General features: G+C 74.0%; 17 protein-coding genes. 7 read left to right on the forward strand and 10 right to left on the reverse strand.

Features of this window, described 5'->3' with window-relative positions; genetic code table 11:
* Positions 1-176: 176 nt before the first annotated feature.
* The 3 genes from ACFUJY_RS34690 (at position 177) to ACFUJY_RS34700 (ending at position 3,400) form a co-directional block, all read left to right on the forward strand.
* The gene (locus ACFUJY_RS34690; RefSeq protein WP_383307094.1) at positions 177-1,508 is read left to right on the forward strand and encodes a glycosyltransferase family 4 protein; all 1,332 of its coding nucleotides are present in this window, start codon (positions 177-179) and stop codon (positions 1,506-1,508) included.
* Positions 1,509-1,577: 69 nt separating this feature from the next.
* Entirely contained in the window at positions 1,578-2,330 is a 753-nt protein-coding gene (locus ACFUJY_RS34695; protein ID WP_383307096.1) for a class I SAM-dependent methyltransferase, read from the forward strand.
* Complete coding sequence (locus ACFUJY_RS34700) at positions 2,327-3,400, forward strand: prenyltransferase/squalene oxidase repeat-containing protein (protein WP_383307098.1); 1,074 nt, start codon at positions 2,327-2,329, stop codon at positions 3,398-3,400. Before ACFUJY_RS34695 ends, ACFUJY_RS34700 begins: the two co-directional genes overlap by 4 nt.
* Before the next feature lie 9 nt (positions 3,401-3,409).
* On the opposite strand, the gene ACFUJY_RS34705 is transcribed toward ACFUJY_RS34700, so the two are convergent.
* Entirely contained in the window at positions 3,410-3,697 is a 288-nt protein-coding gene (locus tag ACFUJY_RS34705) for a hypothetical protein (protein ID WP_383307100.1), read from the reverse strand.
* Positions 3,698-3,845: 148 nt separating this feature from the next.
* Between ACFUJY_RS34705 and ACFUJY_RS34710 the strand changes: the two genes are divergently transcribed.
* The 3 genes from ACFUJY_RS34710 to ACFUJY_RS34720 all read left to right on the forward strand — a co-directional run bounded on the left by ACFUJY_RS34710 (position 3,846) and on the right by ACFUJY_RS34720 (position 6,350).
* Complete coding sequence (locus tag ACFUJY_RS34710; RefSeq protein WP_383307102.1) at positions 3,846-4,400, forward strand: hypothetical protein; 555 nt, start codon at positions 3,846-3,848, stop codon at positions 4,398-4,400.
* Positions 4,401-4,440: 40 nt separating this feature from the next.
* Positions 4,441-5,217 (forward strand): maleylpyruvate isomerase family mycothiol-dependent enzyme, encoded by a 777-nt coding sequence (locus ACFUJY_RS34715; protein ID WP_383307104.1) that lies wholly within the window; start codon positions 4,441-4,443, stop codon positions 5,215-5,217.
* A 92-nt stretch (positions 5,218-5,309) separates the two neighbouring features.
* Entirely contained in the window at positions 5,310-6,350 is a 1,041-nt protein-coding gene (locus ACFUJY_RS34720) for a PHP domain-containing protein (RefSeq protein WP_383307106.1), read from the forward strand.
* A 69-nt stretch (positions 6,351-6,419) separates the two neighbouring features.
* Here the strand turns inward: ACFUJY_RS34720 and ACFUJY_RS34725 are convergent, their stop codons facing one another.
* From ACFUJY_RS34725 to ACFUJY_RS34740, 4 genes are all read right to left on the reverse strand, one after another.
* Positions 6,420-7,187: a hypothetical protein gene (locus tag ACFUJY_RS34725; RefSeq protein ID WP_383307108.1), complete on the reverse strand. Its 768-nt coding sequence runs from the start codon at positions 7,185-7,187 to the stop codon at positions 6,420-6,422.
* A gap of 223 nt (positions 7,188-7,410) precedes the next feature.
* Positions 7,411-8,340, reverse strand: a complete 930-nt coding sequence (locus tag ACFUJY_RS34730; RefSeq protein WP_383307110.1) for an N-acetylmuramoyl-L-alanine amidase — start codon at positions 8,338-8,340, stop codon at positions 7,411-7,413.
* An 82-nt stretch (positions 8,341-8,422) separates the two neighbouring features.
* On the reverse strand, positions 8,423-9,067 hold the full coding sequence (locus ACFUJY_RS34735; protein ID WP_383307112.1) for a class I SAM-dependent methyltransferase: 645 nt from the start codon (positions 9,065-9,067) through the stop codon (positions 8,423-8,425).
* Between the two features lie 208 nt (positions 9,068-9,275).
* A complete protein-coding gene (locus tag ACFUJY_RS34740) occupies positions 9,276-11,081 on the reverse strand; it encodes an MFS transporter (protein ID WP_383307114.1) in 1,806 nt (601 codons plus the stop codon).
* A 270-nt stretch (positions 11,082-11,351) separates the two neighbouring features.
* Here ACFUJY_RS34740 and ACFUJY_RS34745 point away from each other — a divergent pair, with 270 nt between their 5' ends.
* Positions 11,352-12,935 (forward strand): MFS transporter, encoded by a 1,584-nt coding sequence (locus tag ACFUJY_RS34745; protein WP_383307116.1) that lies wholly within the window; start codon positions 11,352-11,354, stop codon positions 12,933-12,935.
* A 5-nt stretch (positions 12,936-12,940) separates the two neighbouring features.
* On the opposite strand, the gene ACFUJY_RS34750 is transcribed toward ACFUJY_RS34745, so the two are convergent.
* The 5 genes from ACFUJY_RS34750 to ACFUJY_RS34770 are packed head-to-tail and all read right to left on the reverse strand — an operon-like array spanning position 12,941 to position 18,037.
* Positions 12,941-14,383, reverse strand: coding sequence for a hypothetical protein (locus tag ACFUJY_RS34750; protein ID WP_383307118.1), 1,443 nt, complete (start codon positions 14,381-14,383; stop codon positions 12,941-12,943).
* 54 nt (positions 14,384-14,437) lie between these two features.
* The gene (locus tag ACFUJY_RS34755; RefSeq protein ID WP_093710821.1) at positions 14,438-15,070 is read right to left on the reverse strand and encodes a response regulator transcription factor; all 633 of its coding nucleotides are present in this window, start codon (positions 15,068-15,070) and stop codon (positions 14,438-14,440) included.
* Positions 15,071-15,075: 5 nt separating this feature from the next.
* Positions 15,076-16,320, reverse strand: coding sequence for a sensor histidine kinase (locus ACFUJY_RS34760; RefSeq protein WP_383307120.1), 1,245 nt, complete (start codon positions 16,318-16,320; stop codon positions 15,076-15,078).
* An 11-nt stretch (positions 16,321-16,331) separates the two neighbouring features.
* Complete coding sequence (locus ACFUJY_RS34765; protein ID WP_383307121.1) at positions 16,332-17,051, reverse strand: ABC transporter permease; 720 nt, start codon at positions 17,049-17,051, stop codon at positions 16,332-16,334.
* Entirely contained in the window at positions 17,051-18,037 is a 987-nt protein-coding gene (locus tag ACFUJY_RS34770) for an ABC transporter ATP-binding protein (protein ID WP_383307124.1), read from the reverse strand. The genes ACFUJY_RS34765 and ACFUJY_RS34770 overlap by 1 nt, the downstream gene beginning before the upstream one ends.
* Positions 18,038-18,212: the final 175 nt, after the last annotated feature.

Below are 18,212 nucleotides of genomic sequence, written 5' to 3' on the forward strand. Positions count from 1 at the left end.
GTGTCCCGTCCCGTGGCCAGGGCGTGCGCCGTGGCGTGAATCACCTGATCCGGCCGTTGCGTCGAAGCTACCTGCCGGTAGATTCGTAGCTCATTGAACTACCCAGTCTGAAACTTGTTCTAGATTAGCGCGAGCGGTTACGCTCCGGCGAACACGCAGTGAGAAGGGGGCCGAGTGTGACCGCTGAGGCCGTTGAGTCGGGCCCCCGTACGGGCGTCGCCGCACCGGGCACGGGCCCCGGCGACGGACCCCTGCGCATCGCGCTCCTCACGTACAAGGGCAACCCCTTCTGCGGCGGCCAGGGCGTCTACGTACGGCACCTCGCCCGTGAGCTCGCCCGCCTCGGCCACCACGTCGAGGTCATCGGCGCCCAGCCGTACCCGGTCCTCGACGAGGGCGTCCCGCTCACCGAGCTGCCCAGCCTCGACCTGTACCGGCAGCCCGACCCGTTCCGCACCCCGAAGCGCGGCGAGTACCGGGACTGGATCGACGCCGCCGAGGTCGCCACCATGTGGACCGGCGGCTTCCCCGAACCGCTCACCTTCAGCCTGCGGGCCCGGCGCCACCTCGCCGCCCGGCGCGGCGAGTTCGACGTGGTCCACGACAACCAGACCCTCGGCTACGGGCTCCTGGCCGACCTCGGCGCACCCCTGGTCACCACGATCCACCACCCCATCACCGTCGACCGGCAGCTCGACCTGGACGCCGCGACGAGCCGGCGCCGCCGCGCCTCCGTGCGCCGCTGGTACGGGTTCACGCGGATGCAGAAGCGGGTCGCGCGCCGGCTGCCCTCCGTGCTCACCGTCTCCGGCTCCTCCAAGCAGGAGATCGTGGACCACCTCGGCGTCGACCCGCGCCGCATCCGGGTCGTGCACATCGGCGCCGACACCGATCTGTGGTCGCCCGACCCCTCGGTCCCCGAGGTCCCGGGCCGCATCGTCACCACGTCGAGCGCCGACGTCCCGCTCAAGGGCCTCGTCCACCTCGTGGAGGCGCTGGCCAAGCTCCGTACCGGCAATCCCGCCGCCCATCTCGTCGTCGTCGGCAAGCGCGCCGAGGACGGGCCGGTCGCCCGGGCCATCGAGCGGCACGGCCTCGCGGACGCCGTCGAGTTCGTCAAGGGCATCAGCGACACCGAGCTGGTCGACCTGGTGCGCGGTGCCCAGATCGCCTGCGTCCCCTCGCTGTACGAGGGGTTCTCGCTGCCCGCCGCCGAGGCCATGGCCACCGGCACCCCGCTCGTCGCGACGACCGGCGGCGCCATCCCGGAGGTCGCCGGACCGGACGGGGAGACCTGCCTCGCGGTCCCGCCCGGCGACCCGGGGGCCCTCGCCGACGCGCTCGGCCGGCTGCTCGGCGACGCGGAGCTGCGCACCCGGCTCGGGGCGGCCGGCCGCGAGCGGGTGCTCGCCCGGTTCACCTGGAAGCAGGCCGCGATCGGCACCGCCGAGCTGTACCGGCAGGCCATCGCCGCCCGCGCCGCCACCGGCCCCGGCGGCCGGCGTTGACCCCGGACCGCCCGCCGGGACCCTGACCCCGTACCCCCTCCCGACCCCCGACCGCGAAAGCAGGCACTCGTGCTGACCGTGGACTTCACCCGCTTCCCGCTCGCCGCAGGCGACCGCGTGCTCGACCTGGGGTGCGGCGCCGGTCGCCACGCCTTCGAGTGCTACCGGCGCGGCGCCCAGGTGGTGGCCCTCGATCAGAACGGCGAGGAGATCCGCGAAGTCGCGAAGTGGTTCGCCGCGATGAAGGAGGCCGGCGAGGCCCCCGAGGGCGCCACCGCCACCGCGATGGAGGGCGACGCGCTCAACCTGCCCTTCCCCGACGAGTCCTTCGACGTCGTGATCATCTCCGAGGTCATGGAGCACATCCCCGACGACAAGGGCGTCCTCGCCGAGATGGTCCGGGTCCTCAGGCCCGGCGGCCGGATCGCCGTCACCGTCCCGCGCTACGGCCCCGAGAAGGTCTGCTGGGCCCTCTCCGACGCGTACCACGAGGTCGAGGGCGGCCACATCCGCATCTACAAGGCCGATGAACTGCTGGGCAAGATGCGCGGCGCCGGCCTCAAGCCGTACGGCACCCACCACGCGCACGCGCTGCACTCCCCGTACTGGTGGCTCAAGTGCGCGTTCGGCGTCGACAATGACAAGGCGCTGCCGGTGAAGGCGTACCACAAGCTGCTGGTCTGGGACATCATGAAGAAGCCCGCCCTGACCCGGGTCGCCGAGCAGCTGCTCAACCCGGTCGTCGGCAAGAGCTTCGTGGCCTACGCGACCAAGCCGCACCTGCCCCTCGCCGCAGTCGCCGAGGCCGAGGCCGAGGCGTGAGTCTTCCCGAGCGGACCGAACACCTCGTCCTGCCCGGAGTCCTCACCGCCGCGCAGGCCGCCGAGACCGTCGCCGCGCTGCGTGCCGTGCAGCGCCCGGACGGCGCCATCCCGTGGTTCCGCGGCCACCACCTCGACCCGTGGGACCACACCGAGGCCGCCATGGCCCTGGACGCGGCCGGCGAGCACGGCGCCGCGGAGCGCGCGTACGAGTGGCTGGCCCGCCACCAGAACGCGGACGGCTCCTGGTACGCCGCCTACCACGACGGCGACGCCGGGCAGCCGACCGACCGGAGCCGGGAGACCAACTTCTGCGCCTACGTGGCCGTCGGGGTCTGGCACCACTACCTCGCCACCGGCGACGACGCCTTCGTGGACCGGATGTGGCCCACGGTCTACGCGGCCGTCGAGTTCGTCCTGCGCCTCCAGCAGCCCGGCGGCCAGATCGGCTGGAAGCGGGAGGCGGACGGCGCGGCGGTGACGGACGCGCTGCTCACCGGCTCGTCCTCGATCCACCAGGCCTTGCGCTGCGCGCTCGCCATCGCCGAACGCCGCGAGGAGCCGCAGCCCGACTGGGAGCTGGCGACCGGGGCCCTGGGCCACGCGATCCGCAGCCACCCGGAGCGCTTCCTCGACAAGAGCCGGTATTCGATGGACTGGTACTACCCGGTCCTTGGCGGCGCCGTCACCGGCGCGGCGGCCAAGGAGCGCATCGACGAGGGCTGGGACCGCTTCGTCGTCCCCGGCCTCGGGGTGCGCTGCGTGCTGCCGAACCCGTGGGTCACCGGCGGCGAGAGCTGCGAACTGGCCCTGGCCCTCTGGGTGATGGGCGAGTCCGACCGGGCGCTCGACATCCTCCAGTCCGTCCAGCACCTGCGGGCCGAGGGCGGCCTGTACTGGACGGGGTACGTCTTCGAGGGCAACCGCGCCTTCTGGCCCGAGGAGCACACTTCCTGGACGGCCGGCTCCCTGCTGCTGGCGGTGGCCGCGCTCGGAGGGGACGAGGCGACCACCGCGGTGTTCGGCGGGGACCGGCTCCCGAGGGGTCTGGAGCCGGACTGCTGCGGCTGAGCGCCTCCGTCAGCGCCGGACGCGGCCTGCCACGGCGTGCCCGATGAACAGGTACACCAGGGCGGCGAGGCCGTAGCCGGCGACGACGTTGGCCCACGCCTTGTCGAACGTGAACAGGTCGTACGACCAGCCCGCGAGCCACCGGGCGGTGTCCCGCACGAACTCGACCAGTTCGTTGCCCCGGTTCGCGTCGAGCAGGTACATCAGAATCCACAGGCCGAGAATGAAGGCCATGACGTCCGCCACGAGGGCGATGACACGTGCTGCGGTGATGCTGTTGCCTCTGCTGTAGGACATGCACTCCGCGTTGCCGCTCGCGCCCGGCCGAAACCCGTCGGCCGGACCCGTACGGCCGCGCAGCGGTGGCGGGCCGCCCGGGGCGCGGCCAGCCTGGCGGGGAGTGCCGGGACCCGGCACCCGCCCCGCCCGGCCAGGGAGGCCCGCCGTGCCCCGACCCGTACCGCTCCGCCGCCTGCTCCTCGCGCTGCTGCTGGCCTGCACCGTGCTGGCGGGCACCACCGCGTGCGGGAGCGATGGCGACGACGGCGGTACGAGCAGTTCCGCGTCGCCCACGGGCACCTCGTCGGCCGAGGCGCAGAAGTGGGCCAAGACCAGGTTCGTCGCCAACGCGGGGCTCGCCGCGGGCGCCACGTACCAGTGGATCGTGAAGCCGTACCGGGCCGGGAAGTTCAAGAAGGGCACCGACGGGCGCACCCTCGCCCTCGTCAAGGCCGGACTCGCCGGCGGCTTCGCCTACAACCGCTTGAAGGCCGCGACGGAGAACGCCAAGGGCGACCCGCTGCTGTCGAAGGCCGTCGCCCCGCTCACCGCGGGCATCGCGTCGCTCAAGGGACTCACCGCCAAGGTCCGCAACGGCGATGCGGACGCCGGTGACATCGGCGTGTTCGAGGACGTCATCAGCGGCATCAAGGACGCCGGGAAGAGCGCCGGGGCCGAGGTGAGGAACAAGGTCCCGTCGGCCTCGCAGCTCGGTGGATAACCGCATGTCAACCCCGCCCCGGCCGCCGTAGGGTGCGATCATGGGACTTCTGACGCACGCGCGCTACTGCGATGAGATCATCCGGCTGACCGGCGAGTTGAGGGCGACGCTCCGGGGCGCGGACCTCGGCGCGACCGTGCCGACCTGCCCCGACTGGACGCTGCGCGAACTGGCCGAGCACGTCGGCCGCGCCCACCGCTGGGCCGGCCAGATCTCCCGTGACCGGGCCGCCGAGCCGATCCCGTCCGAGAAGGTGCCGGACAACAGCCCCGCGGGCGACGACCCCGCCGCGCTCGACGCCTGGCTCGCGGACGGCGCGGCCGGTACCGCCGAGGCGCTGCGGGAGGCCGGACCCGACGCCGGGGTGTGGTCCTGGTCCTGGGACCGCAGCACGGGCTTCTGGGCCCGTCGCATGGCCCTCGAGACGGTCGTCCACCTCGCCGACGCGGCCCTCGCCGCGAAGGCGCCGTACACGATGACGCCCGAGCTGGCCGCCGACACGATCGACGAGTGGCTGGAGATCATCGTCTTCGCGCAGGAGCTGGGCCGCTCCGGCATCGCCGAGCTGCCCCGGGACGGGCGCACCCTGCACCTGCACGCCACCGACGCGCCCGACGCCGAGTGGCTGATCGGATTCGACGCGGACGGGGTGACCTGGCGCCGGGCGCACGGCAAGGCGGACGTGGCGGTGCGCGGGCCGCTCACCGACCTGATGCTGGTCGCCAACCGCCGCCTCGCCCCCGGCGGCGGCCGGACGGAGGTGCTGGGCGACGCCGCGCTGCTGGACTCCGTCCTGGAGCACACCGCCTTCGGCTGAGCGGCCCGGGCCCGGCCGGTGTGCGGGCCCGGCCGGGCTGGGCCAAGCTGGACGGGCGGCCGCCGGTCGTCCCGTCCCGTGAGGAGGTGCCGATGGACCCGGTCAGGGCCCTGGAACGGATCGCCTTCCTGCTGGAGCGCGGCAAGGCGGTCACCTACCGTGTCCAGGCGTTCCGCACCGCCGCGCGCACCGTCGCCGCGATGGACGACGGCGAGGCGGAGCGTCGCGTCGCGGACGGCACGCTGGAACGGGTCAAGGGCATCGGCCCCCGCACCGCCCAGGTGATCCGGGAGGCGGTGGCCGGGGAGACACCCGGCTACCTGGACCGGCTGGAGTCCGAGGCGGCGGCCGCCGGACCCCTCGCGGAGGGCGGCGCGCACCTGCTCTCGCTGCTGCGCGGCGACTGCCACACGCACTCCGACTGGTCGGACGGCGGCAGCCCCATCGAGGAGATGGGCCGCGCGGCGGCGGAACTGGGCCACGACTGGACGGTGCTCACCGACCACTCGCCCCGGCTCACCGTGGCCAACGGCCTCTCCCCGGAGCGGCTGCGCCGCCAGCTCGCCGAGGTGGCCGAACTCAACGAGCGGTGGGCGCCGTTCAGGCTGCTCACCGGCATCGAGTGCGACATCAACCTCGACGGCTCACTCGACCAGGAGGAGGACCTGCTCGAACAGGTCGACCTCGTCGTGGTGTCCGTCCACTCCAAACTCCGCATGGACGCCGCCCCGATGACCCGCCGGATGGTCGCCGCCGTCCGCCATCCGCAGGCGAACGTCCTCGGCCACTGCACCGGGCGCCTCGTCACCGGCCGGGGCCGCCCCGAGTCGTCGTTCGACGCCGACGAGGTCTTCGCCGCCTGCGCGGAGGCGGGCACCGCCGTCGAGATCAACAGCCGGCCCGAACGGCTCGACCCGCCCCGCGGACTGCTGCGCCGGGCCGTGGCGGCGGGCACCCTGTTCGCCGTCGACACCGACGCGCACGCACCGGGCCAGCTCGACTGGCAGGCGTACGGCTGCGCCCGCGCCGAGGAGTGCGGGGTCCCGCCGGAGCGCGTGGTCACCACCTGGACGGCCGACGAGCTGCTGCGCTGGACCCGGCAGGACAAGATCCCGAAGCGCGCGGCCGGTTGAGCCCGGGTACGCCGACGGCCCCCCGCCCGGAAGGGGCGAGGGGCCGCTGTGACGGACGGGGTGCGGGCGTCAGCCGCGCTGGATGCCCGTGGTGTCCTGGAGGACGCCGCGACGGCCGTCCTGCGTCTGCGCGATCAGCGCCGAACCGCGCTGCTCGACCGCGAGGTACCAGGTGCCCGGCGCCAGTTCGGCGATCGGGGCCTGCGAACCGTCCTCGCCGTACAGCTGGCGGGCCACCGGCACCGCGAACCAGAACGGGGTGAACTCGCCGCCGCCGGCCGCCGGCGCCGCCGGGGCCTTCTGCGCCTCGGGCTGGCCCTGCTGCTGCGCACCGTACGGCTGCGGCTGGCCCGGCTGCTGGCCGCCGAACGCCGGCTGCGGACCGCCCGGGTAGCCGTAGCCCTGACCGGGCTGGCCACCGTACGGCGGCTGCACGGCCTGCGGGTTGGGGGCGCCGGCGAGCGGAGCCTTCAGGGCCGGGACGAGCGGCGAGGCGACCGCGCCCCCGGCCAGCGCCAGCGAGGCGATGAAGCCGAGGATCAGGCCGGCGCCCGCGTCGATCTGGCCCAGGTCGATGATCGTCCAGAACATGTTCCACGCGGTGAACACCGTGGCGGCGACACCGAACTGGGCGAGGTCGAGACCCGCGACCTTGCGCGGCTGGGGCTGGGACCGGGAGAGCACGATCAGCGCTGCGCCGATCACTCCGACCATGTAGACGCCGATGCCGTTGCCCAGGGAGTCCCAGGAGTTGGGGCCGTCGACGTTGCTGTTTCCGTAGTCGTAGTAGTCGAGGAACGAGGCGATGAACAGCACGACCGCTGCTCCGATCACCACGCCATCGCCTCGAGTGAGGGAGCGGATATTCACGTGAAGGTCCTTAGTCGATCGTCTCGTCGGGGCGGTCGTCGCTGCCGCCGGATACACGGCCGGCACGGCTAGAAGCTCGGGAACGGCTCCCCATCGTAGGGATGAATCTATCGTCTGCCCGGGCGGGTTGCGTTCCTGCCCGGTTGGTGCGGGAACATCCTCCCGAATTCATCGCAGAATCACCCCTTGCTTACCCCTTGAGGTAGCTGCTGATACCGTCCGCGATGCCCTGGGCCGCCTTCTGGCGCCACCCCGGGCTGGTGAGCAGGGCGGCGTCCTCGGGATCACGCATATTGCCGCATTCGATGAAGACTTTGGGCACGGTCGACAAATTAAGTCCGCCGAGATCCTTGCGGACGTCCAAACCCGTTTTGCCGCCCACGTAATTGGAAGGGGAACTTCCGGTACTGCGTACGAACAGACCGGCGATACGGGTGCCGAGATCGCGCGAAGGTGCGACGATCTTCGAGGTGTCCGCGCCCCCGCCGCGCACCGCCGCGGGGAGGATCACATGGAACCCCCGGTTCCCCACGGCCGAGCCGTCCGCGTGCACCGAGACCACCGCGTCCGCGTGCGCCTTGTTGCCGATGCGCGCCCGCTCGTCCACGCACGGCCCGAACTCCCGGTCCCCGTCGTACGTCAGGAGCACCGTCGCGCCCTGCGCCCGCAGCAGGTCCCGTAGCCGGTGCGCCACGTCGAGGGTGAACTCCGCCTCCGCGTAACCCCCGTTGGTGGCGGTCCCGGTGGTGTCGCACTCCTTGTGGCCGGTGCCGATGTCGACCTGGCGATTGATCGCGGCGGTGTGCAGGTGGTTGCGCGGGTTGTGCCCGGGGTCGATGACCACCGTCCTGCCGGCCAGCGGTCCGGTGGGCGCGGCGCTCCCGGACGGGGCGGCCTTGGAGGGCGATGTCGACGGGGAGGCGGCTCCCGGACGCGAGGGTGACGGTGCGGCCGATGTGGCCCGCGGGGTGCCGGCCGCATCGCCGCTCGGCCCGGCTTGGGCCTGCGCGGTGCCGCCTCCGTCGCCGCAGCCGGCCAGACCCAGGCAGAGCAGGGCAGCGGTGGCGGCGAGCCGGAGCGGGCGGCGCGGGGTGGGGGGAAGGCTCTGGTGGTGGCGCACCCGGCGATGCTACCGGCCGGCCCTTGTCCTGTCCGGGGCGTCCGCGGACCGGCCGGGAACCCCCGTGAACAGGCCGCCGCCGTCAGACGCCCGGTCCGGTGCGGCGCAGCACGCGCAGCGAGTCCGTCACGGAGACCTCCGTGAACGCGCCCGACTCCAGCGCCCGCAGATACACCCGGTACGGGGCCTGCCCGCCGTGCGCGGGGTCCGGGAACACGTCGTGGATCACCAGCAGCCCGCCCTCGGCGACATGCGGGGCCCAGCCCTCGTAGTCGCCGTTCGCGTGCTCGTCGGTGTGGCCGCCGTCGATGAAGACGAAGCCCAGCGGGCCGCCCCACACCGCCGCCACCTGCGGCGAGCGCCCCACGAGCGCCACCACGTGGTCCTCCAGGCCCGCCGCGTGCAGCGTCCTGCGGAAGGTGGGCAGGGTGTCCATCCGGCCGACCTCCGGGTCCACCACGGTCGGATCGTGGTACTCCCAGCCCGGCTGCTGCTCCTCGCTGCCCCGGTGGTGGTCGACGGTGAGCGCGGTGACGCCGGCCGCCCGCGCCGCGTCGGCGATCAGGATCGTGGAGCGCCCGCAGTAGGTGCCGACCTCCAGCAGCGGCAGGCCGAGCGCGGCGGCCTCGGTGGCCGCCGCGTACAGCGCGAGCCCCTCGACCACCGGCATGAAGCCCTTGGCGGCCTGGAAGGCGGCGAGAATCTCCGGCTCGGGTTCGGCGGCCACGGCGTTCCTCCTGGTCGGTACGGGTACGGCGTCATCGTGCCGTACGCCCCCGCCGGCGGCTGCGGCGGGGGCGTACGGAGGGGTGCCGGGCGTGGCCCGGATCAGCGGCTCCGCCGGAGGCGCGGGAGGAACGGCACGCTCCGCCGGACCGGGCCGCGCGAGGCCGTCATGGACGCCGTGCGCGCCGGGCTGGACGGGTCCCGGCCGCTCAGGACGGAACCGCGGTTCGACGCTCCGGCGCGGTGACACCACCCAGGACGAGGTCGGTGTCGACGGGGCCGCCGTTCGCCGTGCAGGCGGCCGGGCAGGCGCGCGGCGTGTGGCCGGTGGCCGACGCCGCCAGGACGAACGTGCCGGCCTCCGGGGCGGCCAGTGCCCAGCGGCCCCGCCCGTCCGTGGTGGTGAGCCCCGCCTGCCGGCCCTGCCGGTCGATCAGGGTCACGTTGGCCCCGGCGACCGGGGCCCCTTCCGCGTCCAGCACCCGGCCGCGGAAGCCCTCCGGGGCCGGCAGGGGGAGCGGCTCGACGTCCTCGGCGGCGCGCCGGGCCGCCTCGTCGCCCTCGCTGCTCGCCAGCAGTACCGGCGCGGTGGCCGTGCGCCGGGACGGCAGGAACGAGGCCAGGACGAGACCGGCGACCACGGCGCCCGTCGCGATGAGGAACGAGATCCGGAAGCCCTTCATCGTGGGCACGTCGACCGGGCCCATCCGGGTCGAGGTGTGGGCCAGGACCATGCCGATCACCGCGCTCGACACCGAGGTGCCGATGGAGCGCATCAGGGTGTTGAGCCCGTTGGCGGCGCCGGTCTCCGACGCGTCGACGGCGCCGATGATGAGGGCGGGCAGCGAGGAGTAGGCCAGCCCGATGCCGGCGCCGAGGAGCACCGCGATCAGCACGGTCTGCCAGGCGGCGCTCATCAGGCCGAGCCCGGCCCCGTAGCCGATGGCGATGATCAGCATGCCGAGGATCAGCGAGACCTTCGGGCCCTTGCGGGCGGAGATCCGGGCGTACAGCGGGGCGACGAACATCATCGTCAGGCCGAGCGGGGCCACGCAGAGCCCGGCGACCACCATCGACCGGCCGAGGCCGTAACCGGTGGAGGTGGGCAGCTGGAGCAGCTGGGGCAGGACCAGGGAGACGGCGTAGAACGCGACGCCGACCATGATCGAGGTCAGATTGGTGAGCAGCACCTCGCGGCGGGCCGTGGTCCGCAGATCGACCAGCGGGGCGTCGCTGCGCAGCTCGAACAGCCCCCACAGCACCAGCACGACGAGCGAGGCGGCGATCAGTCCGAGGGTGGTGGGGGAGCCCCAGCCCCAGTCGCCGCCCTTGGTGATCGGCAGCAGCAGGAGCACCAGACCGAGGGAGAGGCCGAGCGCGCCGACGAGGTCGAACCGGCCGGGGGCGCGCAGCGTCGTCTCCGGCACCGCGAACACGGTCAGCGCCATGGCCAGCACGCCGAGCCCGGCCGAGCCGAAGAAGAGGGCGTGCCAGTCGGTGTGCTGGGCGACCAGCGCGGCGGCCGGCAGCGCCAGCCCGCCGCCCACCCCGATGGACGAACTCATCAGCGCCATCGCCGAACCGAGCTTCTCGCGCGGCAGCTCGTCGCGCATGATGCCGATGCCCAGCGGGATCGCGCCCATCGCGAAGCCCTGGAGGGCGCGGCCCACGATCATGACGACGAGGTCGTCGGTGAAGGCGCATATCAGCGAGCCGACGACCATCACGGCGAGGCTGGCCAGCAGCATCCCGCGCTTGCCGTACAGGTCTCCGAGCCGCCCCATGATCGGGGTGGCGACGGCCCCGGCGAGCAGGGTGGCGGTCATCACCCACGTCGCGTCGGACGGGGCGGTGTGCAGAAGGGCGGGCAGATCCTTGATGACGGGGACGAGCAGGGTCTGCATCACGGCGACGGTGATACCCGCGAAGGCGAGCACGGGGACGATCCCCCGGCCCGCCTTCGCGCGCGGATCGGGAAGCTCCGCGCCGGGCTGTTCGTGCGTCGTCTGTGGCATGCGTGCGGCCTCCGGGCGGCGGTGGGGAGTGGGGCGTGCGTACGGTCACGGCCGGTGCCGCGGGCAGCACCGACCGCCAAGTCTGTGCAGGGTGAACCTTCTTCGGCTACGGCGTATTCCGGGCGCGGGGTGCGCATCCGGCCCGCCCGGCGCGCGGGGCGCGTGCGCAAGCGGGGCGGCGCCACGTCGGCTCGACCGCCGGTCCTACGCCGCTGGACCGAGGGCGTGGCGACCTGAAACCGATGTACGGGGCACGCGGGTGCTGCGAGTATGACGCCCATGGCCGACCTCTCGATGCCCGCACCGCCCACCGGGCGGAACGCCCCCCGCACCTGGGCGGTGATCCTCACCGCCTGCGTCGGGCAGTTCCTCGTGGTGCTCGACGTGTCCGTCGTCAACGTCGCCCTCCCGTCGATGCGCGCCGACCTCGGGCTCAGCTCCACCGGACTCCAATGGGTCCTCAACGCGTATTCGATCGCCTTCGCCGGGTTCATGCTGCTCGGCGGGCGCGCCGCCGACCTGTACGGCCGCAAGCGGATGTTCCTCGTCGGCCTCGGCCTGTTCACCGCCGCCTCGCTGGCTGGCGGGCTCGCCCAGGAGGGCTGGCAGCTGCTCGCCGCCCGCGCCGCGCAGGGGCTCGGCGCCGCCGTCCTCGCCCCGGCCACGCTCACCCTGCTCACCGCCGCCGTCCCCGAGGGCCCGGCCCGTACGAAGGCCATCGGCACCTGGATGGCGGTCGGCGCGGGCGGCGGCGCGGCGGGCGGACTCGTCGGCGGGGTGCTCACCGACGGGCTGTCCTGGCGCTGGGTGCTGCTGATCAACGTGCCCATCGGGGTGCTCGTGCTGGCCGGCGCCGCGTTCTGGCTCGCCGAGGGTTGCGCGGGCGCGCGCAGCCGCGTCGACCTGCTGGGCGCCGTCCTCGTCACGGCGGGCCTCGCCTCCGTGGCGTACGGCATCGTGCAGACCGAGGAGGCGGGGTGGACGGCCGCCGCGACCCTGGTTCCGCTGCTCGGCGGACCCGTGCTGCTCGCCCTGTTCGCCCTCGTGGAGACGCGTACGGCGAAGCCCCTGATGCCCCTGCGGGTGCTGGGGTCGCGGGCGGTGGCCTCGGCCAACGCGGCGATGCTCGTCATCGGCTCCGCCACGTTCTCCATGTGGTACTTCATGACGGTGTACGCGCAGAACGTGCTGGACTACAGCGCGCTGGAGGCCGGGCTCGCCCTGATGCCGTCCTCGCTCGCCGTGGTCCTCGGCTCCAAGAGCGCGCCCCGGCTGATGGCCCGCGTCGGGGCGAAGAACCTCGCGCTGATCGGCACCGTCGTCACCGCGGCCGGCTTCGGCTGGCAGTCCACGATGACCGCGCACGGCTCCTACCTCACCGCGGTCTGCCTGCCCGGTGTGCTCATGATGGCCGGTGCGGGGCTCGCCTCGACCCCGCTCGCCTCGCTGGCCACGTCGGGCGCGGCGCCGGGGGAGGCCGGGCTCGTCTCGGGGCTCGTCAACACCTCGCGCACCATGGGCGGCGCCCTCGGGCTCGCCGTGCTCTCCACGGTCGCCGCCGCCCGCACCGGCGGCGGGGCGGACCCGGCCGCCCTCACCGCCGGCTACGCCCTGGCCTTCCGCACGGCGGGCTGCGTGCTGCTCGGCGGCCTGCTGCTGATGCTGCTGTGGCTCCCGCGCCACCGGCCGGAGCGCCTCACGACCTCACCCACGACTGTCAGCGGCGTCGCGGCGCCTGGGACCTCCGCCTCCGGCGTTGTCGTCGGTCGCGACGGCTCCGCCATCACTCCCTCCTCCGCCTTGGATTCGAAGGCCCCAGGCGCCGCTCCTTCTCCCACTGACAATCGTGGGTGAGGTCGTTACTTCCGTTCGTACAGCGTCACCCGACGCCCCCGCACCCGCTCGTCCCCGATCACGGTGAAGTAGTCCTTCAGGACGGCCGCCTTCACCTTCTCCCGCCGCCCGTTCTCCGGACGCGCCGCCCCCGGCGCGTCCGTGACCAGCAGTATCCGGCGCTGGGCGAGCATCGCGTCCCTGATCCGGGCCGGGGCCGCCTCCACCCCGTTCAGCGTCCCGGACGCGCGCGGGCCGCCGGCCAGCGCTATGTCCCGCAGCCCGGTGAACGCCTCGGGCGAGACCAGCTCCGCGTCGCGCCGGGCGCCGGGCAGGAACACCACCGCGGTGCCCGGCTCCTTCAGCCGGCGCACGTCCGCCGCCATGGCCAGCACGTCGTCCACCCGGCTGGACGGCGACCGCTTGGCCAGCGACTGGGGCAGCAGCGCCGCCACCGCGCAGGCGAGCAGCACGGGCACGAGCCACCGCGACGCCGCCGGGAACCGGGGCGCCGCCGCCCGGACCGCCGCCCCCAGCAGCGAGCCGATGAGCAGCGCCAGGCCGAGCAGGCTGAAGAGGATGTAGCGGTCCAGGAAGAGCGGCTTCTCCAGCGAGACGGCGGCCAGACCGAGCTGCGGGACCGCCAGCAGCGGCAGCCCCACCGAAGCCGCCGAGAGCCGGCGCCCGCCCGGCCGGTCCGCCAGGGCCCCGAGGCCGCCGATCACCAGCAGCACCGCGGGGCCGATCATCATGTGCCAGGTCAGCGGCGGTATCCAGGACACCTGCCCGGACTGGCCCGAGGTGTACAGGACCAGCGGCAGCGCACCCGCCGCGGCCGCCGCCGAGGCCGCCGTCCAGCGCGCCCACGCCCGGCGCCCGGCCCCGCTCCACGCCAGCGTCGCCGCGTGCGCGGGCAGGATCAGCAGCGAGAACCAGTTCAGCAGCGCGCAGACCAGCACCGTCCCCGCGTACGCCGCCCAGCGCCCCCACCGGTCGCGCCCGCCGAGCAGCGTCACCAGCAGCAGCGTCGAGACCCCGGCGCCCGCCGCGACCAGCGCGTACGGGCGGCCCTCCTGGAGGTAGAACTGCACGGCCGGCAGCAGGCAGAGCGCCATCCCGCCGCCCAGGCCCGCCCATCTCCCGGCCAGTCGCTCGCCGATGGCCGTCACACAGCCCGCCGCCACCGCCATCGCCAGCACCGAGGGCAGCCGCAGCGTCGTGGTCGTCGGCCCGAACCAATCGAAGAGCCCGTGCATCAGCAGGTAGTAGAGCCCGTGCACCGCGTCGACATGGCCCAGCATGAGCCGTATCTCGGCGGCGGACCGCAGCGCCACCTGCCAGGTCGCCGCCTCGTCCCGCCACAGGCTGCCCTCCCGCGACAGCCCCCAGAGCCCGAGGCCCAGGGTCCAGAGCGCCGGCACGGACCAGAGCGGGACAGCGCGCCGGAGCACGGATATTCGAGGTGACATGGAACGGACGGGCTCCCGGGTGGTGGTGACGGTACGGACGAGGCGCGGACGCGGTCAGAGCCAGCCCTGCTGCCGGGCCGCGCGCACCGCCTCCATGCGGTTGCGGGTGCCCGTCTTGCCGATCGCCGACGACAGGTAGTTGCGGACCGTGGACTCCGACAGGTGCAGCTTGGCGGCGATGTCGGCGACGGTCGCCCCGTCCGCCGACGCGACCAGCGCGTCCCGCTCCCGCGCGGTGAGCGGACTCGGCCCCGAGCTTAGCGCGGCGGCGGCCAGCGCCGGATCGACCACCGTCTCCCCGGCGAGCACCCGGCGGATCGCCTCGGCCAGCTCCTCGACCGGGCCGTCCTTCACCAGGAAGCCCGCCGCCCCCGCCTCCATCGCCCGGCGCAGATAGCCCGGCCGGCCGAAGGTGGTGAGGATCAGCACCCGGCAGTCCGGGACCTCCTCGCGCAGATCGGCCGCCGCGTCCAGACCGCTGCGCCCCGGCAGCTCGATGTCCAGCAGCGCCACGTCCGGCCGGGACGCCAGCGCGGCCGCCACGATCTCGTCGCCCGCGCCGACCTGGGCCACCACCTCGATGTCCGGTTCCAGCCCGAGCAGCAGGGCGAGCGCGCCGCGCATCATCCCCTGGTCCTCGGCGAGCAGAACGCGGACGGACGTGGCCGGGGGGTGCTCCTGAGGCATCTCGTTCACCGGCCCAGGGTAGGCGAGCAGGCCGGGTCGTCCCCCGCTCCGGGGGCCGGGGTCGCGTCGGCGTCGCCGCCCTCGTCACCGCCCGCGTCCACCGGGAGTTCGGCGGTGACCACGAAGCCGCCGTCCGGGCCGGGGCCCGCCACCAGGGAGCCGCCCGCCGCCGCGAGCCGTTCGGTGAGCCCCTTCAGCCCGGTGCCGCCGATGCCCGGGGTGGGCGCGGGGCCCTCGGGTCTGCCCCGGCCGTCGTCGGTCACCGTGAGCCGGACCTTCTCGCCCGTCCTGCCGACCTCGAACACGCAGCGCGTCGCCGTGGAGTGCCGCACCACGTTGGTGACGGCCTCCCGCACCACCCAGCCCAGCAGCGCCTCGGTCTGCGGGGCGAGCGGCGGCCCGGAGCGCCGGACGACCGGTTCGATCGCGGCGGCGGTCAGCGCGGACCTGGCCCGGTCCAGCTCGGTCGCGAGGCTCCCCTCGCGGTAACCGGTGACGGCCTCGCGGATCTCGGTGAGCGCCTGGCGCCCGACGGACTCGATGTCGGCGACCTGGGACAGCGCCGCGTCCACGTCGCGCGGGGCGAGCCGGCGCGCGGCCTCCGACTTCACCACGATGACCGAGAGCGTGTGGCCCAGCAGATCGTGCAGATCGCGCGAGAAGCGCAGCCGCTCCCGCTCGACGGCGGCCCGGGCCAGCTCCTGCCGGGTCGCGCGCAGCTCCGTCACGGTCTCCGCCAGCCGGAGGATCGCCGACGTCACGGCCCCGGAGATGAACGTCCCGTACCCCAGCGTCCACGGCGGTGACGCGCTGTCGTCGCGCCAGACCGCGACCGCGCACGCGGCGACCGCGAGCCCGAGCAGCCCGACCGCCAGCAGCCGGTGGCGCAGGACCGTGCCGGCGGCCAGCGAGAGCAGCGGGAAGAACAGCAGCCAGCTGCCCCCGTAGCCGATGGCCAGGGCGAAGGTGACCGCGGCCAGCGCGCCCAGCAGGACGTACGTCACCGGGCTCTCGCGCTTCTCCTTGGTGAAGCCCCGGAACACCACCGAGATGTAGAGCGAGTTGAAGGCCAGCAGGCCGGCGCCGGCGATCCACGGGGTGGGCGTCTCGCCCTGGAAGAGGTTGGAGAAGGCGCCGAGCCCCATCAGCAGCCACGGCAGCAGGGCGTACGGCGACGGCGGTCCCGGCCTGCGGCCCTCCTTCCGCAGCCGGCGGCGCTCCTTGAACGATGGTCGTCCGGTCCCCGGCATGTTCGCTCCCGTCACACGGTCCTGGCGGACCGACGGTACGAGATCACCGCGTACGCGCCGAACAGCAGGAGCCAGGCGGCGAGCACGCCCAGGGTCATGGCGCCCGGCGCGTGCCCGTCGGTGGTCGCCCAGCCCAGGTCCGCGAACCGGTTGGCCGGGGTGAACCGGCCGACCGAGCGCAGCCACTCGGGCAGCATCTCCAGCGGGAACCACAGCCCGCCCAGGACGCCGAAGCCCATCAGGCAGGCGACGTTGACGACGCCGGTGCCCTGCGGGGTCAGCCGGTAGCCGTTGCCCAGGCCGAGCAGGGTGAAGGGCAGCGCGCCGGCCCACAGCAGCACCACCAGCACCGCCCACTGCCAGGCCGCCATCCGCACCCCGTTGACGAGGGCGCCGGCCAGCAGCACGGTGAGGATCACCGGCAGCACGGTCACCGAACCGCTGACCGCCCGGCCCACCACCGCGTGCGAGGGGGAGAGCGGGGTGACCCTCAACTGCTGGAGCCAGCCGAGGGACTTGTCGGAGGCGACGCCCGTACCGATCGACATCGCGGAGCCGAGCGCGCCGTACGCCGCCATGCCAACCATGGACGCGGTCTTCCAGCCGTCGGCGCCGTTGTCACCGATGTTGGTGAAGATCAGGTACATCATCACCGGCATGCCGGTGCCGAAGATCAGGAATCCGGCGTCCCGCAGGGTCCGGCGCATTTCGAGCAGCATGTAACGGAACATCAGAGGGTCTCCTTCTCGGTCCTGGCCGCGGCTCTTCTCCCGGTCCCGGCCGCGGTGCTCGCGCGGGCGGTGTCCCCAGGCGCGGCGGTGCCGGCCGGCGCGGGCTCCCCGGGCGCGGTGAGCGCCAGGAAGGCGGTCTCCAGCGTGGCCCGGGAGACCTGGAGGCCGCGGACCAGGCCCAGCCGGGCCAGCTCGACGACCGTCGCGTCCGAGTCGTCGGTGCGCAGCAGGGCGCGGTCGCCGGTCACCTCGACGGCGACGACTCCGGGCAGCCGGTCCAGGCCCTCGGTGGAGCGGCCCGCGAGGTCGAAGGCCACCTGGCTGTGCCCGGCCGCGTCCTTGATCGCCTCGCCGCTGCCGTCCGCGACGATCCGGCCCCGGTCGATGACGACGATCCGGTCCGCGTTCTCGTCGGCCTCCTCCAGGTAGTGCGTGGAGAAGAGCACGGTGTTGCCGCGCCGGGCGTAGGCCCGCATCGAGTCCCAGAACGCGCGCCGCCCCGCCACGTCCAGGGCGGCGGTCGGCTCGTCCAGCACGATCAGCTCGGGATTGCCGGCCAGCGCGACGGCGAACCGCACCCGCTGGGTCTGGCCGCCGGAGAGCTTGTCGATGCGCCGGTCCGCGTACTCCGTGACGCCGGCCAGGGCCAGCGCCTCGGTGACCGGCAGCGGACGCGGGTAGGTCGAGGCGACGAAGGCGACCAGCTCGCGCACGGTCACCCTGGGTATCGGCCGGCCCTCCTGGAGCATGGCGCCGACCAGCCCCGCCCGCACCGCCTGTCCGGGGGAGCGGCCCAGGACCCGCACGGCCCCCTCGTCCGGCTCGTCGAGGCCGAGCAGCAGCGAGAGGGTGGTCGACTTCCCCGCCCCGTTGCGGCCGAGCAGGGCCACGGTCTCGCCGCGTCCGATCCGCACGTCGATCCCGTCGACCGCCCGTATGCTCCGGCCGGCCCGTCCGAACGTCTTCACCACCCCGGTGAAGACCACCGCGGCCTCGTCGTCCCTTGTCTGCGTCATGCCTACGACGTTACGCAGCGTGAGCGCGTAGCGGCAGATGTATATGTACGCGGTCCGCCATGACATTTGTCATCGCGGACGCGGAGGCTCCGCGGTCCGGTCGCTCTCCGCGCGGACAGAGCGGTGCCCCCGGCGCCCGTGGCAT

The organism is Streptomyces sp. NPDC057249 (assembly GCF_042669245.1).
Taxonomy (GTDB): Bacteria; Actinomycetota; Actinomycetes; order Streptomycetales; family Streptomycetaceae; genus Streptomyces.

Excerpts from the sequence above, each read along its gene's own strand:
- ACFUJY_RS34705 (WP_383307100.1), bottom strand. The coding sequence starts at position 3,697 with ATGTCCTACAGCAGAGGCAACAGCATCACCGCAGCACGTGTCATCGCC.
- ACFUJY_RS34715 (WP_383307104.1), top strand. The coding sequence starts at position 4,441 with ATGGGACTTCTGACGCACGCGCGCTACTGCGATGAGATCATCCGGCTG.
- ACFUJY_RS34720 (WP_383307106.1), top strand. The coding sequence starts at position 5,310 with ATGGACCCGGTCAGGGCCCTGGAACGGATCGCCTTCCTGCTGGAGCGC.
- ACFUJY_RS34740 (WP_383307114.1), bottom strand. The coding sequence starts at position 11,081 with ATGCCACAGACGACGCACGAACAGCCCGGCGCGGAGCTTCCCGATCCG.
- ACFUJY_RS34745 (WP_383307116.1), top strand. The coding sequence starts at position 11,352 with ATGACGCCCATGGCCGACCTCTCGATGCCCGCACCGCCCACCGGGCGG.
- ACFUJY_RS34750 (WP_383307118.1), bottom strand. The coding sequence starts at position 14,383 with ATGTCACCTCGAATATCCGTGCTCCGGCGCGCTGTCCCGCTCTGGTCC.
- ACFUJY_RS34755 (WP_093710821.1), bottom strand. The coding sequence starts at position 15,070 with ATGCCTCAGGAGCACCCCCCGGCCACGTCCGTCCGCGTTCTGCTCGCC.
- ACFUJY_RS34760 (WP_383307120.1), bottom strand. The coding sequence starts at position 16,320 with ATGCCGGGGACCGGACGACCATCGTTCAAGGAGCGCCGCCGGCTGCGG.
- ACFUJY_RS34765 (WP_383307121.1), bottom strand. The coding sequence starts at position 17,051 with ATGTTCCGTTACATGCTGCTCGAAATGCGCCGGACCCTGCGGGACGCC.